This window comes from Micromonospora sp. DH13, from assembly GCF_020873825.1.
Classification (GTDB): domain Bacteria; phylum Actinomycetota; class Actinomycetes; order Mycobacteriales; family Micromonosporaceae; genus Micromonospora; species Micromonospora haikouensis.
In genome coordinates this window covers 92,179-110,073 of sequence record NZ_JAHWGR010000008.1, presented here as the reverse complement: position 1 = coordinate 110,073, position 17,895 = coordinate 92,179, and the positions used below count along the sequence as shown (strand labels likewise).

Annotated in this window: 18 protein-coding genes; 4 read left to right on the top strand and 14 right to left on the bottom strand. The window is 73.9% G+C overall.

Annotation, left to right across the window (positions count from 1 at the left end; translation table 11 throughout):
- Positions 1-84 precede the first annotated feature (84 nt).
- Entirely contained in the window at positions 85-684 is a 600-nt protein-coding gene (locus LPA42_RS10620; RefSeq protein WP_144082630.1) for a TetR/AcrR family transcriptional regulator, read from the bottom strand.
- A 108-nt stretch (positions 685-792) separates the two neighbouring features.
- On the opposite strand from LPA42_RS10620, the gene LPA42_RS10615 reads away from it, so the two are divergent.
- Positions 793-2,292, top strand: coding sequence for an NAD(P)/FAD-dependent oxidoreductase (locus tag LPA42_RS10615; RefSeq protein WP_077937528.1), 1,500 nt, complete (start codon positions 793-795; stop codon positions 2,290-2,292).
- Positions 2,293-2,316: 24 nt separating this feature from the next.
- Here the strand turns inward: LPA42_RS10615 and LPA42_RS10610 are convergent, their stop codons facing one another.
- Positions 2,317-3,243, bottom strand: coding sequence for a hypothetical protein (locus tag LPA42_RS10610; protein ID WP_077937527.1), 927 nt, complete (start codon positions 3,241-3,243; stop codon positions 2,317-2,319).
- Between the two features lie 119 nt (positions 3,244-3,362).
- Here LPA42_RS10610 and LPA42_RS10605 point away from each other — a divergent pair, with 119 nt between their 5' ends.
- Positions 3,363-4,643 (top strand): hypothetical protein, encoded by a 1,281-nt coding sequence (locus LPA42_RS10605; protein WP_144082629.1) that lies wholly within the window; start codon positions 3,363-3,365, stop codon positions 4,641-4,643.
- Here LPA42_RS10605 and LPA42_RS10600 read toward each other — a convergent pair.
- Both LPA42_RS10600 and LPA42_RS10595 read right to left on the bottom strand, forming a co-directional pair.
- Positions 4,621-5,232 carry a hypothetical protein gene (locus tag LPA42_RS10600; RefSeq protein WP_077937525.1) on the bottom strand — a complete coding sequence of 204 codons (612 nt, stop codon included), beginning with the start codon at positions 5,230-5,232 and terminating at the stop codon, positions 4,621-4,623. The two genes, LPA42_RS10605 and LPA42_RS10600, sit on opposite strands and share 23 nt — an antisense overlap.
- Positions 5,233-5,298: 66 nt before the next feature.
- A complete protein-coding gene (locus LPA42_RS10595; protein WP_228986519.1) occupies positions 5,299-6,714 on the bottom strand; it encodes a pectinesterase family protein in 1,416 nt (471 codons plus the stop codon).
- Between the two features lie 228 nt (positions 6,715-6,942).
- Between LPA42_RS10595 and LPA42_RS10590 the strand changes: the two genes are divergently transcribed.
- The gene (locus LPA42_RS10590; RefSeq protein WP_228986518.1) at positions 6,943-7,686 is read left to right on the top strand and encodes a YqjF family protein; all 744 of its coding nucleotides are present in this window, start codon (positions 6,943-6,945) and stop codon (positions 7,684-7,686) included.
- A 52-nt stretch (positions 7,687-7,738) separates the two neighbouring features.
- On the opposite strand, the gene LPA42_RS10585 is transcribed toward LPA42_RS10590, so the two are convergent.
- Genes LPA42_RS10585 through LPA42_RS10570 form a run of 4 tightly spaced genes read right to left on the bottom strand, consistent with a single transcriptional unit; the run spans position 7,739 to position 10,881 of the window.
- Positions 7,739-8,632, bottom strand: a complete 894-nt coding sequence (locus tag LPA42_RS10585; protein WP_077937516.1) for a VOC family protein — start codon at positions 8,630-8,632, stop codon at positions 7,739-7,741.
- Positions 8,629-8,946 carry a Dabb family protein gene (locus tag LPA42_RS10580; RefSeq protein ID WP_158229418.1) on the bottom strand — a complete coding sequence of 106 codons (318 nt, stop codon included), beginning with the start codon at positions 8,944-8,946 and terminating at the stop codon, positions 8,629-8,631. Before LPA42_RS10580 ends, LPA42_RS10585 begins: the two co-directional genes overlap by 4 nt.
- Positions 8,947-8,968: 22 nt before the next feature.
- The gene (locus LPA42_RS10575; RefSeq protein ID WP_158229417.1) at positions 8,969-9,496 is read right to left on the bottom strand and encodes an aromatic-ring-hydroxylating dioxygenase subunit beta; all 528 of its coding nucleotides are present in this window, start codon (positions 9,494-9,496) and stop codon (positions 8,969-8,971) included.
- 5 nt (positions 9,497-9,501) lie between these two features.
- The gene (locus LPA42_RS10570) at positions 9,502-10,881 is read right to left on the bottom strand and encodes an aromatic ring-hydroxylating dioxygenase subunit alpha (protein ID WP_043963181.1); all 1,380 of its coding nucleotides are present in this window, start codon (positions 10,879-10,881) and stop codon (positions 9,502-9,504) included.
- Positions 10,882-11,146: 265 nt separating this feature from the next.
- Here LPA42_RS10570 and LPA42_RS10565 point away from each other — a divergent pair, with 265 nt between their 5' ends.
- Complete coding sequence (locus LPA42_RS10565; protein WP_043963180.1) at positions 11,147-12,253, top strand: acetamidase/formamidase family protein; 1,107 nt, start codon at positions 11,147-11,149, stop codon at positions 12,251-12,253.
- A gap of 409 nt (positions 12,254-12,662) precedes the next feature.
- On the opposite strand, the gene LPA42_RS10560 is transcribed toward LPA42_RS10565, so the two are convergent.
- The 6 genes from LPA42_RS10560 to LPA42_RS10535 are packed head-to-tail and all read right to left on the bottom strand — an operon-like array spanning position 12,663 to position 17,888.
- The gene (locus LPA42_RS10560; protein WP_096761638.1) at positions 12,663-13,586 is read right to left on the bottom strand and encodes a ribokinase; all 924 of its coding nucleotides are present in this window, start codon (positions 13,584-13,586) and stop codon (positions 12,663-12,665) included.
- A 7-nt stretch (positions 13,587-13,593) separates the two neighbouring features.
- Positions 13,594-13,968: a cupin domain-containing protein gene (locus LPA42_RS10555; RefSeq protein ID WP_077937513.1), complete on the bottom strand. Its 375-nt coding sequence runs from the start codon at positions 13,966-13,968 to the stop codon at positions 13,594-13,596.
- A gap of 26 nt (positions 13,969-13,994) precedes the next feature.
- A complete protein-coding gene (locus LPA42_RS10550) occupies positions 13,995-14,789 on the bottom strand; it encodes an HpcH/HpaI aldolase/citrate lyase family protein (protein WP_141722264.1) in 795 nt (264 codons plus the stop codon).
- Positions 14,789-15,946 (bottom strand): amidohydrolase/deacetylase family metallohydrolase, encoded by a 1,158-nt coding sequence (locus tag LPA42_RS10545; RefSeq protein ID WP_144082628.1) that lies wholly within the window; start codon positions 15,944-15,946, stop codon positions 14,789-14,791. Before LPA42_RS10545 ends, LPA42_RS10550 begins: the two co-directional genes overlap by 1 nt.
- Entirely contained in the window at positions 15,943-16,920 is a 978-nt protein-coding gene (locus tag LPA42_RS10540) for a fumarylacetoacetate hydrolase family protein (RefSeq protein WP_077937511.1), read from the bottom strand. Before LPA42_RS10540 ends, LPA42_RS10545 begins: the two co-directional genes overlap by 4 nt.
- Positions 16,917-17,888 (bottom strand): NAD(P)/FAD-dependent oxidoreductase, encoded by a 972-nt coding sequence (locus LPA42_RS10535; protein ID WP_198956540.1) that lies wholly within the window; start codon positions 17,886-17,888, stop codon positions 16,917-16,919. Before LPA42_RS10535 ends, LPA42_RS10540 begins: the two co-directional genes overlap by 4 nt.
- Positions 17,889-17,895 lie beyond the last annotated feature (7 nt).

Genomic DNA, 17,895 nt, shown 5'->3' with positions numbered 1-17,895 from the left:
CACCTATAACCGTTCAAAATGGCCCGACGGGCCGTCGGATACGCCGTCACGACCAATCATTGACGGAAACCGGACAGTTTCCGCTCACCCGTCGGCCACGCCCCCCGCGCCCATCGGCGTCAACTCGGCCACGGTCGCGCGCACCAACTCGGCGAGACCGCCGGGGCCGACGACGATCCGCCCCTCCAGCAGGAGCGAGGCGAGGCCGTGCACGAGCGACCAGGTGGCGAGCAGCGCCGCGGGCCTCCGCCCGGCCGGCACCTCTCGCGCCAGCCGGCCCTCGATGACCGCCGTGCACCTCGCGGCCGCGGCGAGCGCCTCGGCGTTCGACCGTCCACACGGGTAGGCGTACATCAGCCGGAACAGCCCCGGGCGGTCCAGGGCGAACCGCACGTACGCCTCAGCCATGGCGGGGATCGCCTCCGCCGCGCCGCCCGCGCCGTCGGCGGCCGAGAGGCACTCGGCGAGGGCGTCGTATCCGCGCACCGCCAGGGCGGTGAGCAGCGCGTCCTTGTCCGCGTAGTGCCGGTACGGGGCGTTCGCGGAGACCCCGGCGCGGCGCGCCACCTCCCGCAGCGACAGCGCCCCTGGCTCACCGGAGGCCAGCAGCAGCTCCATCCCCGCGTCGAGCAGGGCGTGCGGCAGATTGCCGTGGTGGAAGGGACCCGACCGCGATGTTGACACTGCACACACCCTCTCCTACGCTGGCATCCGCCCGTGACATCCGAGCACCGCCCCCCGCACCGCGCGCAACCAGCCTTCCTGACCACTCCCTGAGCGGAGCGCGTAGTCATGACCGTGCGGCACGTGGACGTCGTCATCGTCGGGGCCGGCCTGTCCGGCATCGGCGCAGCCTACCGACTACAGACCAGAAGACCGGGCACCTCCTTCCTCGTCCTCGAGGCGCGCGACGCCCTCGGCGGCACCTGGGACCTCTTCCGCTACCCCGGCGTCCGCTCGGACTCCGACATGTTCACCCTCGGTTACCCGTTCCGCCCCTGGACCGGCGAGCGGTCCATCGCCGACGGGGCGGGCGTCCTGGACTACATCCGCCGCACGGCCGTCGACGCCGGCCTCGACCGGCACATCCGGCTCCACCACCGGGTGGTGCGGGCGTCCTGGTCCTCGGCGCACGCCCGGTGGACCGTGGAGGCCGAGGTCGGCCCGCAGCGGCAGCCGGCCAGTTGGTCGTGCCGGTTCCTCTACCTGTGCAGCGGCTACTTCAGCTACACCGGCGGCCACGAGATCGACCTGCCCGGGCGGGAGACCTTCCGGGGCCGGGTGGTGCACCCGCAGGACTGGCCCGAAGACCTCGACCACGCCGACCGGCGGATCGCCGTGATCGGCAGCGGCGCCACCGCGATCACCCTCGTGCCGGCGCTGGCCGAACGGGCGGCGCACGTCACCATGGTGCAACGGTCGCCGACGTACGTCGTCGCACAGCCCACCCGGGACCGGATGGTCGCCGCCCTGCGGGCGGTGCTGCCGGCGGCGGCCGTGCACCGGGCCGCCCGGGTCAAGAACGTCGCGGTCACGACCCTCGCCTACCACCTCATGCGGCGCTGGCCGGCCCGCGCCGCGGCCCTGTTGCGGGCGGGCGTGGCCCGGGAACTCGCCGGCGCGCTGCCGCTCGACCCGCACTTCCGCCCCCGCTACGACCCGTGGGACGAGCGCCTCTGCCTCAGCGCCGACGGGGACTTCTTCCGGGCCATCAGGCAACGGCGCGCCAGCGTGGTCACCGGCGACGTCGCCGCGCTGGTCCCCGACGGGCTGCGGATGGCCTCCGGCGAGACGGTGCCCGCCGACATCGTCGTCACCGCCACCGGCCTGCGCATGGTCGCGCTGGGCGAGATCGCCCTCGACGTCGACGGCACGCCGGTCGACCCGGGCCGGACGCTGATGTACAAGGGCATGATGCTGTCCGGCGTGCCGAACCTCGCCTGGTGCGTCGGCTACGCGAACGCGTCGTGGACGCTGCGCGCCGACCTCACCTCGCAGTACGTGTGCCGGCTGCTCGCACACCTGGACCGCCGCGGGCTCGCGTGGGCCGCGCCCCACGTCGACGGCCGGGCCGAAGCCGTCCGCCCCCTGGTCGGCCTCACGTCGGGATACGTGCGCCGGGCCGCCGCGAGCCTGCCCAAGCAGGGCGAACGGCCACCCTGGCGGGTCCGCCGCAACTATCCGTCCGACCTCGTCGCCCTGCGCTACGGGCGGATCAAGGACGGCGCCATGCGCTTCGGCGTGCGGGGCACGCCGGTGCGCCCCCGCAGCGGCGAGGAGTCGCTCGTGTGAACCCGGCACCACCTCGGGCCCGCGTCACCACCGCCAGGCGATCCCCGAGGCGAGACCGCCGTAGCAGTGGTGGAAGGTCATCGAGACCAGGCCCGCGTCGTTGGGCACGATGCGCACCCCCTCGTCCGGCTCTCCCGGCCGGGCGATCCGGCTCAGCTTGTCGTATCCCCACACGGCGTCCGGCCGGTCCCCGACGAAGCGGACCCCGACCCGGTAGGTGAGGGTCGGCGCCTCGAAGGTCTGCCCGGACAGGTCGACCGCCGGGGCCTCGGCGGACCGGTGCGCGGCGGGCACCCGCTCCCGGAAGCTGAACTCGTGGGCCGCGCCCACCCCCACCGGCCGCGGGAAGCGCAGGTCGTGCAGGGTGCCTCCGGGCAGCTGCCGGGTGGTCGCCTCGGCGCCGGACACGTCGGACAGCTCGGTCGGGCTGTAGGTGCCGTACTGGAAGGTCTCCGCCGCGTCGACCAGGGAGATGACGACCCGACGCTGCCGTGACTCGACGAACCTGCGGTCCTCGATGAGGCAGACCACGTCGAGGTCGCGGATCAGCAGGCCGCCGTGCGGGACCGGGAAGTCCCCCGGGGTGGGCGCGCCCGCGTAGAAGCGGGACACCAGCCGCAACGCCAGCACGTCGACGGCCTCGTCCTCCCACATCCGGACGGCGTCCGGCTTGCGGCCGACCGACCGGCCGTACGCGGCCCGCCGGCCCTCCAGGCTGCCGCCGGCCTCACCGGTCAGGTCGTACGCGGCCCACAGCGCCGGCCCCTGGGGAATGTCCCCGAGCGACATGACCGCCGACCGGAAGCGCTCGAAGCTGGTCTCCACCGGCAGCCCGCGGCCCCCCACGGCGTCGACCACGGCGCCGGCGCCGGCGAAACGCTTCGGCGTGCAGCCCGCGCCCTTGCGCAGGTATCTGAGATCCTTGACGAGGTCGGATTCGTCGTCGCCCACCGGTCCCCCATGATCGACTTTCCGGTTCCGTTCCACTTTCCACCGTACAAGTTGGAGCGGTGTTCGGATCGACTCAGCCCGCCGCGCGTGCGGCGGCCGAGTCGAGGAGCGTGAGCGACATGTCCGGCACCCCTTCCGCCATGCGGCCCACCACCGTCCCGCGTACGCCGCTGGCGACGGAGGTCGTCGCGCCGCGCCCCCGCCCCGGACGCCCGCTGGCCGACCTGCTGCCGGCCGCCGAGCGCCGCGCCGACTGGCGGCACGTGCGGGGGCTGCACCGCCAGCACGTCCAGTTCGCCGACGGCGGGGGCGCGCGCGTGCCCGCCGTGCTCCGGGAGGCGCTCGCCGACGCGATCCTGGACGTCTCGTCGAGCTACGCCGGGCACGAGGACGAGCTGGTCGAGCACGGCCTCGCGGTGCTCGCCGACGTCGAGGGCCACGAGATCGTCGACGAGGAGCTGTTCCGGGCGTACTACGAGGACGACCGCTTCACCCCGGGCGGCGGCGACGATCCGACCGGCCGCCGGCAGCCGGGGCTGTTCGAGGCCCTCGTCGAGACGTGCCGGCGGCGGCGCGACGCCCGGGGGCTGCGCGACGCCCTGCGCGGCACGGGCACCTCGGGTCTGCTCATCGGCTCCACCAGCTACGGCCGCTTCCACAACGTCCGGGGGAACCGGAACGGGACGGCCGCCTCGGACCTCGACTTCGTGGTCGTCGTCGACGATCCGGCGATCCTGGGCTGCGTGGACGGGCTCCTGGCGACGGCGCTGCCCGGCGTCCCGGCGGCGGACCTCGACCGGATGCGGCACCGGGCCGAGGTGTTCACCGGCGGCCTCGACGACGGCCGGACGGTGTTCAGCCACAAGCTGCGGCTGTGGGCGGACGGCGCCCCGGACCCGATGCTGCCCGCCGGGGTGGCGGCGTCCGACTACCTGGTGAGCCTGCACTTCCTGACCCGGCCCGTGCTGGACTACGTCCTCGTGGCCTCCACGCCGCGGCTGCGCCGGGACGCCGCCGGGGCCCGCCGGACGGTGCACGACTACCGGGAGGCGCCGGTCACCCGGCGGGACCACCACCGCACCTTCGCCGGGCGCAGCTACCAGTTGCCGCTCGACACGGTCGCGACGGAGGGCGGCCACCTCACCTCGCCCCGGGTCTACTACATCGACGACTTCGACTCCTACTGCCCGGGCTTCTTCCAGACGATGCTGCTGCCCCGCCCGGACGTCCTCTGGGACGGGCTCGACGTGGCGCCCGCGCTCGACCAGTTCCAGCGCAAGATCTCCGAGCGCGTGCGGTACGAGGCCGACCGCCCGCCGCACGCCATGGTGCGGCAGAGCTTCGCCCACGTGCGACGGGACGCCTTCGCTCCACGGGTCATCCGGCTTCTGGACGGGTGACCCGCGCGCCGGGGGTGGTCCAGGCCGCCAGCGGTGATGCGGCGGCCCGCGCCGCGTCACCGCCCGGCCGGTCGCCGATCTCGAAGTCACCGGCCATGCCCAGCTCCCGCCGGGCCACGAGCACGAACTCGCGCTCGGCGACCCAGAGCCCCTCGAACCGCTCCGGCGGGACGGCGTCGACGTCGTGCGCGGCCCGGTCGGCGGCGAGCAGCCGGGCGTGCCGGACCATCGCGTTGACGGCCCGGACGGTGTCCGGGCCGTCGGCGACCAGCCGCACCGCCGTCTTGGTGGCCTCCAGGCGCTCCCGGTAGGCGCTGCCCTCGTCGTCGAAGAACGGCATCGGGTCGTGCGGCGGTCGCGGCCGGGGCACCGCGACGACCCGCGCGTCCGGGCGGAGCACGTACGCGACGTACTCCCGGAACGCGGTCAGGAAGTCACGGTAGGCGGCGAGCCGGATGTCCCGCCACTGCCGCTGCTGGTCCCGTCGCCACAACCGGTCCTGGGCGCGGACGGTCAGCCAGCCCCCGAGCGCGACGGCCACCAGGGTGGTCGCCGCGGTGATCCCCAACTCGGCCAGGTTCACGTGCACCTCGCAGACTCGCCGGCACCCACCGTCGACGTCATTGTCACATTCGGTCGCCAGCCCCCGGGCGGGTCACATCGGGTTCCAGCCGTCGGAGCCCGCGAGGTACTTCTGCGGCGTGTAGTTGGCCGCCTGCGAGTCGCTGAGCTGCGGACGGTTGCTGTTGACGCCCGCACCGGCCCCGGTGTTGCGGTATTCCAGGAACCGGGCGTTCTGCCAGACGTTGCCGGACATGTCGGTCCAGGGTTGCGCCGTCTTGATGGTCCCGCTGAGCGACGACTCCCGGTACAGCACCTGGGCGGTCGGGCCCCACGGCCGGCCGAGGGTGGTGGTGTTGCTGGTCGCGCCGGTGATGGTCGAACGGTAGATCAGCATCCCGTACGTCTTGTTGGCGGGCGTGCGGGCGGCGGTGATCGGCCCGCCGGTGGACCGCTTCTCGTAGATCGAGGCCCGGTCGAGCACGACGGTGCCGCCGCCGAAGATGAAGTCGACGGTGCCCTCCACGTAGGAGTCGACCACGTAGGCGCGGGTGTTGTCGTTGACCAGGAAGGTGTCCTGGTCGCCGAGCAGCCGGACGTTGCGCAGCACCGCCCGGTCGGCGTTGAGGTGCAGGGCGACCGCCTGCTGGTCGCTGTTGTTCCAGTTCTCGACGTAGTCGTTGGAGATCGTCAGGTTCTCGGCGACGAAGTTGGCCCCGTAGACGAACATGCTGGCGCTGTTGAAGGTGCCGTGGGTGGCGGCGTAGTTGTTGTAGACGAGCACGGTGTTCGACGGCGACGAGCCCAGGCCCCGCAGGGTGATGTGGGGCTTGTTGGCCGGCACCGTGACGACCTCGCGGTAGGTGCCCGGCTTGATGGTGATGGTGACCCGCGAGCTGTTGTTCGTCGGCACCGCGTTGATCGCGGCCTGCACGGTGCGGTACGTGCCGGTGCCGTCGGCCGCCACGGTCGGCGTCCCGGCCGGCGGCGGGGTCGTCGCGGGCGGGGTCGTCGGCGGCGGAGTGGTCGGGGGCGCAGTGGTCGGCGGCGGGGTCGTCGGCGGGGCGGTGGTGGGCGCGGTCGTGCCCGTGCAGGCGGTCCCGTTGAGGGTGAAGACGGTCGGCGCGGGGTTGCTGGAGTTGTTCCAGGACCCGTTGAAGCCGACCTCCACCGCGCCGTTGGTCGGGATGGACGCGGTGTAGTCCACGTTTGTCGCGACCACGTTGCCGCTGGCCGGGCTCGCGGTGAAGCCCCACGACTGGATCACGGCCTGACCGGCGGTGAACGTCCAGCCCAGGCGCCATCCGGTGACGGCGTCCCCCAGATTCTTGATCCTGATGGTGGCGCTGAAGCCGCCGTCCCACTGGCTGGCCACCGCGTAGGTGACCTGGCAGCCGGCCGCGGCCTGCGCGGAGCCGGTGGTCGCGACGCCCGCGACGACCGTGGTGGCGGTGGTGAGGGCGGCGGCGGCCACCGACAGGACTCGCCGCCGCCTCGACAGAACGTTCACGCTGACTCTCCCAGGGGTCCTGGCCTGCGGATGGGCCAGCCATCGAGATGTGCCTATATTGCGGGGCCATATCGTGGCACGGCGCGGACGAGCTGTAAAGCGCTTTCCCAGCATCCTCGAGGTGACTGTGACCTGGTTCGAGTACGGGCAGCGCCACGGATCGACCCAGACCGTCACGGCCGTCCAGCGGGTTGCGGGCAGGTCGTCGGCGGGGAGGATGATGGGGGCTTGGACATCGAGCCGGTCGACCCCGCCCCCGTCCGGGCGTTCCCCCGGGCGAGCCTGCGGCAACGCTGGACGGACCTGACCTTCGTGCACTGGGCGGTCGCGCCGGAACTCGTCGCGCCGCTGCTGCCCGCCGGCACCCGCCCCGACACCCTCGACGGGGCGGCCCACGTCGGCCTCGTCGGCTTCCGGATGGTCGGGCTGGGCCTCGGCCGGGGGCCGGGGGTGCCGTACCTCGGCACCTTCTGGGAGACCAACGTCCGGCTCTACTCCGTCGACGACGCCGGGCGGCGGGCCGTGGTGTTCCGGTCGCTCGACGCGTCCCGGCTGGTCCCCGTGCTCGTCGCCCGGGCGAGCCTGCGGCTGCCGTACCTGTGGTCGAGGATGCGGCTGGACCGCGACGGCGACACCCTCACGTACCGCTGCCGGCGCCGCTGGCCCGGCCCGGCCGGCGCGGCGAGCCGCGTGGTGGTCCGGGTCGGCGACCCGATCGCCGACCCGACACCGCTGGAACACTTCCTCACCGCCCGCTGGGGGCTGCACACCCGGGCGTACGGGCGCACGCTGCACCTGCCGAACTGGCATCCCCGCTGGCCGTTGCACCGGGCCGAGCTGCTGAGCCTGGACGACGAGCTGGTCGCCGCCGCCGGGCTGCCCGCGCCCACCGAGGCGCCGGTGAGCGTGCTCTACTCCCCCGGCGTGCCGGTCGTGTTCGGCCTGCCCACCCTCGCGCGCCGGCCCCGCTGACGGGCCGGCAGGGGCCCGCCGCCGGACCGGCGCGCGACGAGAGGCGGTGGGGTCAGAACCGGCCCCAGTCGTCGGCGGCCGGCCGCCACACGTCGATGTTGCGGGGGTCCACCGACATGCGGCGGGCCCGGTGGGTCTCGTGCTCCTCGGGCGTGAAGACCCGGTGCCGGTCGCACAGCTCGTAGCGCGGCCCGTGCACCGGGTCGTGCATGTAGAAGGCGATCGACGTCGACGCGGAGTGGTTGACCAGGTCCGAGGCGATGGGCACCTGCTTGTACTGGGCCCGCGCCCGGCCGCGCATCACGTGGTCGAAGCTCTTCATCATGAAGCACAGGTGCGCGACGTAGAACTCCTTGTTGCGCTGGATCGCCAGGCTGTGGTGGTAGCGGTCCTCGCTGCGCAGGAACGCCGTCACGTCGCCGACGTAGTCGGAGACGAGGAAGCCGAGCACCTCGGTGTAGAAGCGCAGGGTTTCCTCGTACTTCTCGGTGGCGAGGAACGGGTGCACCAGGTCCAGCGGGCGCAGCTCGATCAGCGGCGGCTCGGCGTACTCGGCGAACTCGGTGAACAGCTCGACGATCAGGCCGTTGGGGTCCTTGACGGCGAAGCCGCGCTGGACGAGGCCCTTGACCCGGTCGGCCAGCTCGAGCACCTCGTGCCCGGCCGCGGTGACCCGCTCCCGCAGGTCGTCGAGGACCGCGTCGGACTCGACGCTGAACCCGACCGCCGTGGTCCAGGAGACCTCCCGCTGCGGTGCGGCGACCAGCTCGATGCTGTGGTGCTCGATGTCGGCGCGCAGGAAGGCGTACTCGTCGTCGTGCTGCTCCAGCTGCAGGCCGACGTGGTACTGGAGGAACTCGATGGAGGCGGCCAGGTCCGGCACCTCGATCCGGGCGTACTCCATGCCGTACGGCCCGCGGCGGCGGGCGGCGGCCTCGGTGGTCATCTGCTACCCCTCTCGGTGTGCTGGTGGTCCCCGGCGGTGGGGAAGCTGACGATGGCCTGGCGCTCGACGACCGGACGCCAGCGTTCCCGGACGAACCGCTCGTGCGAGTCGCTGTGCAGGTAGTCGAGCAGGTCCTGCTCGGTGGGGAACTCCACGACGAAGCCGTGGCTCATGGTGTCGTCGCGGGTGCTGACGTTGGCCCCGCTGCGCCAGTTGCGCATCGCCGGATACTGCGACGGGAACGTCTCCAGCTCGGCCAGGACGGACTCGGCCGCGCCGGGCGGGAGGTCGTCGCGGAAGCGGAACACGAGCATGTGGGTGATCATGGCGGCCGGCTCAGAGGATGAAGCTGAGTCGGGCGCCGGGGTCCATGGACTCCATCACCGGCACGGCCCGCCGCACCCGGAACCGCAGCCCGTCGGCCTCGACCTTGAGCACGTGCTCGTAGCGGCCCACGTAGGTGTAGGCGCCGCCGTCGCGGTAGCGGTGGATGACGAAGTTCGCGGTGATCCAGACGGTCTCGGCGCCGGCCTCCAGCAGGATCACGTTGGACACCATGCGGTGGGTGCGCGAGTGCGGGTTCTCCGCGTGGGCCTTGCGGCTCTTGAGCCGCTTGACCCGGGCCCGGATCAGCTCGTAGTCGTCGGCGACGAAGTATCCGGCGGTGGTGGCGTCCCAGCCGGCCCAGTCGGTGGTCGGCACCTCCAGCCGGCCGCCGGGCTCGATGAGGGTGAACCACTCGTCGAGGCGCCACTCGTCGAGCAGCTGGGCCTCGCGGTAGAGGAACTCCTCCACCTCGGCGCGGGTGACCTCGCGCGACTCCACACTCACCACTCCCCCACGGCTGCCGTTGGTCGACGTCACGGCGCTCACTCCCCCGCCCTGGCGGCGGCCGGGCCGCTCGCCGGGGCACCGGCCGGCGGCGCGCCGGCCACGCTGGTGGACGCGCCGACGACGTGCGCCCAGTGCCGCCAGAAGCTGCGCATCGCGCCCTCGTCGATCGAGCGCCCCTGGTTGCCCTGCTTCTCGTTGGCCATGCCGCGCGACATGTCGCTCCAGTCGTGGGCGGGGTCGGCCGCGTCGGCGGTGGCGATGATGCCGCGCTGCACCGCCTCGTACGCCTCGATGTCGTCGGGGGTGGCCAGGCCGCCCGGCCCGACGAAGCTGACCATCGTCTTGATCCGCAGCGCGCGCACCGACTCGGGCTCGCCGACCTCGACGAACTGCCACGCCCGCACGTCGGTGCGGTCGGCGGCGACCGGTTCGAGCTGCCGGATGGTCAGCGCCTCCAGGTCGAACAGCAGCAGGTTGGGGAAGACGAACAGGATGCGGCTGGCGTCGGCCACCTCGGCGGCGAGCTCGGGCCCGAGGCGGGCCTCCAGCTCGCGCCGCTTGACGACGGTGCGCTCCTTCTCCTCCTCGCCGAAGCGGGGCTCCCAGACCATGCCGATGCGGCCGTTGTGTCCGGTGAGGACGAGCAGGCCGTGGCCGCCGCCGAGGTCGTAGGCGTACTGGTCGTCGTCGGTGACGGCGAAGCCGGTCTCGCGCAGGTAGCCGACGAACGTGTTGTGCGTCGGGGCGAAGTGGTAGCCGTCCATCGCGTTCTCGACGGCCAGCTTCCAGTTGCCCTTGACGCTGTAGAGCTGCACCCCGGGCAGGGTGGTCATGCCGCGCTCGCCGATCTTGGCCGTGAGCGACATGTAGTGCGCCGCCGGGCCGAGGTGGGTCAGCAGGTCGGGCACGTCGGGGTCGAAGGCGATGAAGACGAAGCCCTCGTGGATCTGCAGGCGGGGCACCTGACGCAGCGCCATCGACGCCCGGAAGGCCGGGTCGTCGGGGTACGCGTCGTCGCCGGGCAGCGCGGCCAGTTCGCCGGAGTTGCTGAACGCCCAGGCGTGGTAGAAGCACTGGAAGAACTTGGTGTTGCCCTCGCTGTGCCGGCACAGCACGGTGCCCCGGTGGGTGCAGGAGTTGAAGAACACCCGCACCTCGCCGTCGGCGTCGCGGCAGAAGATCAGCGGACGCCCGCCCAGCGTGCGGGTCTTGAAGTCGCCCGCCTTCGGGATCTCCGTCTCGTGACCGAGGTAGAGCCAGGTGTGCCCCCAGATCCGCGCGATCTCCTCGGCGAACACCTCCGGCTCGCGGTACGCCGAGCGGTGCACGCGGAACCGCAGCGCCTCCCAGTCCTCGTCGATCATCGCGCCGTCACCGGGTGCACCGAGCGGGCGTACCGGCGTCTGCTGCGCCATCACCTCACCGCCTTCTACGTCATGCGAGACAGCGTCTCGCACCACGATGCTGCTATCCGGGCCCGCCACCTGTCAAGAGCAGGAGATACTCCGGCACCGGGTTACTCGCTGTTAATACGGGCGCAACACGCAACGGCGGTTTCGTTGGCCACGATGCCGAACGTCGACAGGGCGCGGCCACGCCGCTGCACCGCGAGCACGGGCCCCCTGCGCCGCACGCCGCCCATCGCACCGCCAGCCGGTGTCACCCCTCCCGGAGGATCCCATGCTCCAGCCGCACGAAGGCCCGATCGCTGGAACCCACTACCTGCCCAGCACGCCCGACACCTGCCTGTGGGGGCGGCTGCCCGCCCGGCGGCACGAACCCGTCCTGCGGATCCGCTCCGGCGAGACGGTGACGATCGACACGCTCAGCCACGAGGGGATCCTGGAGGACCAGGGCCGCGACCCGGTCGCGTACCTCAAGCAGTTCGACGTACCCGCCGACGGGGTCCTCGCCGACGCCCGCGACCTGGCCGCCTCCGACGTCGCCCACGACTACGACGCCGACGGGCCGCACGTGGTCACCGGGCCCATCGCGGTCGACGGGGCCGAACCGGGCGACGTGCTCCGCGTCGAGGTCCTCGACCTGCTCATCCGGGCCCCGTACGGCTTCGTCAGCAGCCGCCACGGCTATGGCGCGCTGCCCGGCGAGTTCCCGCTCACCCCGACCGACACCGGCGCGGGCGGCGACGTCCCCCGCGAGTACGGCAGCGTCTGCCACTTCACCGAGGTGGTCAGCAGCGGTGGCCGGCTGTACGGGACGCTGCCGTACGGCGACGGGCGCGCCGCCCGCTTCCCCCTCGCCCCGTTCCTCGGCCTGATGGGCGTGGCGGTGGACACCGACGACCCGGTGCACTCCGTGCCGCCCGGCGCGTTCGGCGGCAACCTCGACATCAACGAGCTCCAGATCGGCTCCGCCCTCTACCTGCCCGTGCAGCTGCCCGGGGCCGGCTTCTACGCCGGCGACCCGCACTACGCCCAGGGCGACGGCGAGGTGGCGCTGACCGCCCTGGAGGCGCCGCTGCGGGCCACGTTGCGGCTGTCGGTCGTCCCGCAGGCGCAGGCGGGGGCGCTGGGCGTCGCCGACGGCCCCTTCGCCGAGACCGCCACCCACTGGCTGCCCGTCGGCCTGCACAGCGACCTCGACGAGGCGATGCGCCGGGCCGTACGCGCCGCCGTCGCCTTCCTCGCCCGCACCCAGGGCATGCCGCCGCAGACCGCCCTGGCCTACCTGAGCGCCGCCGCCGACTTCGAGGTCAGCCAGGTCGTCGACGGGGTGAAGGGCATCCACTGCCTGATCCGCAAGGCGGACTTCCCGGCCCACGTCTGAGCCGCCCGCCCGGCCGCCTCCCGGCAGCGCCGCCGGGGCGGGCGGGCGAGCGGGTGGGTGGGCCCGCAGAGCCGCCCGGCAGGTGACGTACCGTCACGCGCCGCCGCCCTGCGGCTACGAGTCCCCCGGCGCCCTTTGCTCTGCACCCGGATACGCAACGGTTGACCCGCCGTGACGGGCCGATCTACCCCCGGACATCGACGTCCGAGATTCCGCCTGGTGGGTGGGGTGCTGCGTGGGTGGGTGCAGAGCAAAGCGAGCGCGCGACGTTGTCCGGGGTCGAAGGAGCGCCACGGAGCGTGAAGGCGGCGACCCCACCGGCAGACGGCACCAGCATGCACACGCACCGTGGCCGGCACCGGTGGGCGAGCCGGGGGTGGGCTCCACCCCCGGTGCCCGGCTGCGGCCCCTACGAGGCCGCCGGCACCTCGGCGCGACGGGGCGCGGCGGCCATCGCGCCCGGCCGGGTCACGGTCACCGCCGCCACCCGGCTCGCCCAACGGGCCGCCTCGTCGATCGCCGCGCCGTCGAGCAGCGCGTCGGCCAGCGCCGCGCAGAAGGTGTCCCCCGCGCCGGTGGCGTCCACCGCGTCGACGCGCTCGGCCGGCACCAGCCACTCCCGGTCGGCGGTGACCACCAGCGCGCCGTCCGCGCCGAGGGTCACCACCACCGGCCCCCGCGTCCCCAACGACCGGGCCAGCGCGGGCAGCCCGGCCATCGCCGCCGGAGCTGCCGGGCCGGGTGGGGACGCCGCGGCCGGAGCCCCGGCCAGGGCCGCCAGCTCGCCCCGGTTCGGCACGAGGATGTCGACCCGGGCCAGGGTCGCCGCGTCCACCGGCCGGGCCGGGGCCGGATTGAGCACCACCAGGCCACCCGCCGCGGCCACCGCGGCGGCGACCACCTCGGCGCCGACCTCCTGCTGCAACAGCACCGCGCGGGCCGAGGCGATCAGGTCGTACGACGGCGCGAGGTGCTCGGGCGCGAGCCACATGTTGGCCCCGGAGCTGACCGCGATGGTGCTGTCGCCGTCGGCGGTGACCAGCACGATCGCCTGACCGGTCGGGCGGGGTGCGCGCAGCACCCCGGTCGTGTCCACGCCCTCGGCGGCGAGCAGCCCGGTGAGCCACTCCCCCTCCGGGTCGTCGCCGACCGCGCCGACCATGGCGACGCGGCGGCCCAGCCGGGCGGCGGCGACGGCCTGGTTGGCGCCCTTGCCGCCACCGGCACGCCGGTGGTCGGCGGTGCCGAGCACGGTCTGTCCGGGCGCGGGCAGCTCGGCCAGGGGCACCACCACGTCGACGTTGAGGCTGCCCACCACCACGATGTCGGTCACGACGGCCTCAGTCCTGCCCGGGACGCCAGGCGTGCGCCAGGAAGTCCGCCCGGGGCGGCGCGAAGACGTCCAGGTTGATGCAGGGGCCCTCGGTCGGCTCGACGTAGTGCTCCGCGCCGCGCGGCACGAGCAGCATCGAGCCCGCCCCCATCGGGTTCGCCACCCCGTCGACGTAGTAGTTGCACCGGCCGCCGAGGATCAGCACGAGCTGGTCGAAGTCGTCGTGGTGGTGCGGGTTGAGCGTCATGCCCACGCTCAGTTCGTGCCAGGCCAGCACGACCTCGTCGGTGGCGTACACCTTGCGGCGCACCCCGGGCCGCACGTCGGTGGCCGGGATGTCGTCCCAGTTCACCGCGATGCCGTAGAGCTGCGGGTTGAGCATGTCAGCGCTCCCTTTCCGGGTGGGGGTCAGCCGGCGAGCCGGCGCAGGCCGGCGCCGAGCAGTTGCAGGTCCGAGCCGACCACCAGGTAGCCGGCGTCGGTGAGGCCGTACCGGCCCAGGGCCTCGGCCGTGCGGTCGGCCGCCCAGCCGCCCAGCGCGGCCCCGGTCCCCCGGGCCGCCTCGGCGACGTCGCCGGTGCGCCGCAGCAGCGGCGTCGGGTCGTCGGTGCTGGCGAGGCCGAGGCTGACCGCCAGGTCGGTGGTGCCGACGAACCCGACGTCCACGCCGGCCAGCAGGTCGGGCAGGGGGTCGTCGGTGGTCGCCGTCTCGATCTGGGCGACCAGCAGCGGCGGGTCTGCGGCCTCCGCCGCCAGGTACCGGTCGAGGCCGCCGACGCCGTAGCCAGCCGCCGGGTGGGCGAGGCTGATGCTGCGTCGCCCGTGCGGGGCGTACCGGCTGGCCGCGCGCAGCGCCTCCACCTCGGCCCGGCTGCGGACGGTGGAGAGCTGGACCCCGACGGCGCCGGCCTCCAGCAGCCGGTTGACCTGGCCCGGGTCGACCGCCGGCACCCGGACCAGCGCCGGCAGGCCGAGCGCGGCGGCGAACCGGAGCTGGTCGGCGGCGGTGCGCTCGTCCAGCGCGGAGTGCTCCAGGTCGACCACGACGAAGTCGAGCCCCGCCTGGGTGGCCAGGGCCACCACGTCGGGGCCGGGCAGCTTGAGGAACGTGCCGACGAGCCGCCCGCCACCGCGCAGCGCCGCCCGCAGTCGCCTGCGGGAGCGGTGCACGCCGACGGGCGGCTCGGCATCGGTGGCGGGCATCAGCGGTTCAGGCCCCGCCACGGCACGGTCGGCACCTGCTCGCCGGCGAGCAGCACCAGGCTCGGCTCCAGCCGGGGCGCGACGATCCGGTTGCCGGCGGCGTCGGGCAGCTCGGCCTCCTCGGCGTCGGCGAGGACCGTGACGTGGGCCGGGCCGCCCTCGACGAGGCTGCCGTAGCCCTCGGCGTCGAGGCCGGTCAGGCGGGCCGGGGCGGACGTCACCCGGGGCACGATCTGCTCCATGGTCATGCCCATGGCCCGCAGCTTGGCCATGCTGGTGACCAGGTCGAACACCGGGCCGCGCCAGTTGCGGCCGCTGGTGTCGGAGGTGATCACGTCGGGCAGGAAGCCCTGCTCGATGGCCGGGCGGGCCACGGCGAAGCTCAGGTTGCTCTTGCCGTGGGCCGACTCGAACAGCACGCCGCGCTCGCGGGCGGCGTACACCTCGGGCAGGACCTTGCCGTCGCCGAGGATGCCGTACGGCTTGCCGGTGTAGCAGTGGGCCACGACGTCGCCGGGGCGCAGCAGGTCGAGGATCACCGGCAGCGGCTCCGGGGTCTCCCCGATGTGGATCATCAGCGGGAGCCCGGCCTCGGCCGACAGCGCCAGGGAGCGCTTGAGCAGCGTCCGCCACTCCAGCCCCACGACGTCCTCGGAGAGGCGGATCTTGAAGCCACGGACCCGGTGCGGGTTGGCGGCGGCGATCTCCAGGGCGTCCTCCGGCACCAGCGTGCCCGGGTTGAGCAACTCGCCGAACCGGAAGTCGATCAGGCCGAGGACCGAGACGTTGAGGAAGTTGACCAGCCGCATCCGGGCCGGGGCGGCGACGAAGCGCTCGAACGCGGCGAAGGTGGACGCGCCGACGGTGCCGGCGTCGCAGGCCGCGACGACGCCCCGGTGCAGGTGCGCCTCGTCCGGCGGCGCGCCGACCTTGGAGACCTCGGCGAAGATGTGGGTGTGCGCCTCGACCAGGCCGGGCAGCACGTACTGCCCGGAGCAGTCGACGACCTGCCGGCCCTGCGCGGCGAGGCCGGGGGCAATCCGGGCCACCCGGTCGCCGGTCACCGCGACGTCGGTCACCTGGCTGGCGCCGGTGGCGGCGTCGAACACCTCGCCGCCGGCCAGCACCAGGTCGTAGCGCGGGGAACTGTCAGTCATGGCATCAGACTCTCTGTACGAAGCGGCAGCGACGGGCGGGCGTCGCCGGGAAGGGGGTCGGGCTCGGCCGCTGGGGCCGGGGTCTCGGCTGCCGGGGCCGGGGTGTCGGCGCGGAACCGGGTGCGCAGCGGCAGCACCCCGGCGACGGTGACCTCGACCAGGTCGCCGGGGCTCAGGAAGCAGCCCCGGTCCTGGCCGGTGCCGGTGGGGGTGCCGGTGAGCACCACGTCGCCCGGCTCCAGCACCACGTACCGGGAGATCCAGGCGAGCAGGTCGGGCACCGGGAAGATGAGGTCGGCGGTGCTGGCCTGCTGACGCAGCTCCCCGTTGACCCTGGTCCGTACGCCGATGGCGTCGCGGTCGGCGACGGCGTCCAGGCCGAGCACCGAGGCGCCGAGCGCGCCGAAGCCGGGGAAGCTCTTGGCCAGGGTGGGGCTGCCGGAGGCGACCATCACGTCGCGGCAGGTCAGGTCGTTGGCGGCGGTGATCCCCGCGACGTGCGCCCAGGCCCGCTCGGCGGGCGTGTGGTGCATCCGCGCGCCGATGACCAGGGCGACCTCGCCCTCGTAGTCGGACTGCGCGCTGACCGAGGTGGGCAGCGGCACGGTGTCGTCGGGGCCGGAGCCGGCGTTGGGCGACTTGAGGTAGAGCACCGGCTGGGTGGGCAGGGGCCGCCCGGTGGTGCGCGCCTTGCAGTGGTAGTTGAGGCCCACCCCCCACACGGCCGGCGTCCCGCCCAGCGGGGCGACGACGTCGCCCGCGAGAGCGTCCAGCGGCAGCCGGCGGCGCACGGCCGCGGCGCGGGCCGGGGCGAGCCCGGCGCCCGCGCGCAGCAGCGCGGCCACGTCGGCGTACGGCAGGTCGAGCAGTTCGACGTCGCCGTCGCCGGTGAGCCGGCCCAGCCCGTGCCGGGTGGCGACCAGGTGCGTGCCGTCGCCGGCGGTGTGCCGGGCGTCGTCGCGGGGGGCGGTCATGCCGCGTCCGAGGAGTGTCCGGGCACCGTGCCCAGCGCCGGGTTGACCAGCGGGGCCAGGTTGTTGACGGCGGCGGCGGCCTCGCCGAAGCCGACGGAGATCAGCCGCACCTTGCCCTCGTAGTCGGTGATGTCGCCGGCGGCGAAGACGCGCGGCAGGTTGGTGCGCATCGACCGGTCGACGGCGACGTAGCGCCGGTGCATCTCCAGGCCCCAGCGTTCCATGGCGCTGAGGTCGGCGATGAAGCCGAGGGCGGCCACCACCGCCTGCGCGGGCAGCTCCTCGCGGCCCTCGCCGCGCACCTCGGCGATCGTCACGGAGGTGACGTTCTGCTCCCCGGCGATGCCGCACACCTCGTACGGGGTGACCACGCGCACGGTGGACGCCTCCAGTTGGGCGACGCTGTGCTCGTGGGCGCGGAACTGCGGCCGGCGGTGCACGAGGGTGACGCTGCGGGCGTGTGGCTCCAGCGCGAGGGCCCAGTCGACGGCGGAGTCGCCGCCGCCGACCACGACGACCTCCTGGCCGGCGAGTTCGTCGAGGCGGGGCACGAAGTAGCGCAGGCCCCGGCCGAGGTAGTCGCTGCCGACGGGCAGCTCCCGGGGGGTGAAGGTGCCGATGCCGGCGGTGAGCAGGACGGCCTTGGCGCGCACCTGGGTGCCGGCGTCGGTGCCGATGAGCACGTGGTCCTCGGCGGTCGTCAGGTCGACGGCGCTCTCGCCGAGCAGGAACGTCGGCTTGGCGGTGGCGGCCTGGGTGAGCAGGGCGTCGACGAGTTCCTGGCCGCGCACCGAGGGCAGGCCGGCGATGTCGTAGATGGCCTTCTCGGGGTAGAGGGCGGCGATCTGGCCGCCGGGTTCGGGCAGCGAGTCGATCACCGCCACGCTCATCCCGCGGAAGCCGGCGTAGTAGGTGGCGTACAGGCCGGCGGGGCCGGCGCCGACGATCGCGAGGTCGACTTCGTGCAGCTCGCCC

Bases quoted from the DNA above. Each gene is read 5' to 3' on its own strand.
- LPA42_RS10615 (WP_077937528.1), top strand. From the start codon at position 793: ATGACCGTGCGGCACGTGGACGTCGTCATCGTCGGGGCCGGCCTGTCC.
- LPA42_RS10605 (WP_144082629.1), top strand. From the start codon at position 3,363: ATGTCCGGCACCCCTTCCGCCATGCGGCCCACCACCGTCCCGCGTACG.
- LPA42_RS10585 (WP_077937516.1), bottom strand. From the start codon at position 8,632: ATGACCACCGAGGCCGCCGCCCGCCGCCGCGGGCCGTACGGCATGGAG.
- LPA42_RS10580 (WP_158229418.1), bottom strand. From the start codon at position 8,946: ATGCTCGTGTTCCGCTTCCGCGACGACCTCCCGCCCGGCGCGGCCGAG.
- LPA42_RS10570 (WP_043963181.1), bottom strand. From the start codon at position 10,881: ATGGCGCAGCAGACGCCGGTACGCCCGCTCGGTGCACCCGGTGACGGC.
- LPA42_RS10565 (WP_043963180.1), top strand. From the start codon at position 11,147: ATGCTCCAGCCGCACGAAGGCCCGATCGCTGGAACCCACTACCTGCCC.
- LPA42_RS10555 (WP_077937513.1), bottom strand. From the start codon at position 13,968: ATGCTCAACCCGCAGCTCTACGGCATCGCGGTGAACTGGGACGACATC.
- LPA42_RS10550 (WP_141722264.1), bottom strand. From the start codon at position 14,789: ATGCCCGCCACCGATGCCGAGCCGCCCGTCGGCGTGCACCGCTCCCGC.
- LPA42_RS10545 (WP_144082628.1), bottom strand. From the start codon at position 15,946: ATGACTGACAGTTCCCCGCGCTACGACCTGGTGCTGGCCGGCGGCGAG.
- LPA42_RS10540 (WP_077937511.1), bottom strand. From the start codon at position 16,920: ATGACCGCCCCCCGCGACGACGCCCGGCACACCGCCGGCGACGGCACG.